General features: G+C 42.7%; 1 protein-coding gene. It reads right to left on the bottom strand.

Annotation, left to right across the window (positions count from 1 at the left end):
• Window positions 1-620, bottom strand: a 620-nt coding sequence (locus IAE19_RS16455) for a thioredoxin family protein (protein ID WP_200461975.1), incomplete at its 3' end; no start/stop codon positions are given.
• Between the last annotated feature and the right edge of the window lie 59 nt (window positions 621-679).

The raw sequence follows: 679 nt of genomic DNA, 5'->3' as shown, positions 1-679 counted from the left end.
CTGATTGCTGCTGCATCTTTTTCAGCCGAGTTGCTGTCCAGTTTGGCCACGATCTCTTCAAGAGTCATTCGCCCCTGACCGATATGATTGCCATCCTGAAAGACCATCGGCACTGCCATGATTTTGCGCTGTTCAACTTCATCCTGAAAGAACGCACCATCAATCATGGTGGCGGTGCTATTGGGATTATAGATTGCGATCAGGTTTAAAGCCTGTACCACGTCTGGACAGTTGTGACAGCTTAAAGAGACAAATACATCAAAGTCCGCTTTTAAGTTTAAAGCTTTAATTTGCGTTAAGAGTTCATCAGAAACTTTTGGGGCATACCCTGAAGTCTGTAATAACGCCAGAATTAAAGAGGTAAACTCATGTCCCATCGGCAAACCAGCAAAGAATACGCGTGGTTGCTCACCGGCTTTTGCAATACCAAAACTTGGACGGCGTGAGTTTTGTCCATCGAAACGAGCCGTGACCTGATCAGAAAGTTCAGCAATTTCAGTCACCAATTCTTTAATTTTGGTGGCTTTGTCTGAATCATCCAGTGCGGCCACCAGTTCAATAGGGCTTTCTAAACGTTCTAAATAGGTTTTTAACTGAGTTTTAATGGTTTGATCTAACATACTAAATGTCTCCAGAGGAGTAAATTCTTAACTTAATGAGGATGATACGGTAAAAGGTT

Source organism: Acinetobacter sp. S40 (genome assembly GCF_016624705.1).
Taxonomy (GTDB): Bacteria; Pseudomonadota; Gammaproteobacteria; order Pseudomonadales; family Moraxellaceae; genus Acinetobacter.
The sequence above is the reverse complement of the archived record's forward strand: the minus strand, read 5'-3'. Positions and strand labels throughout refer to the sequence as shown.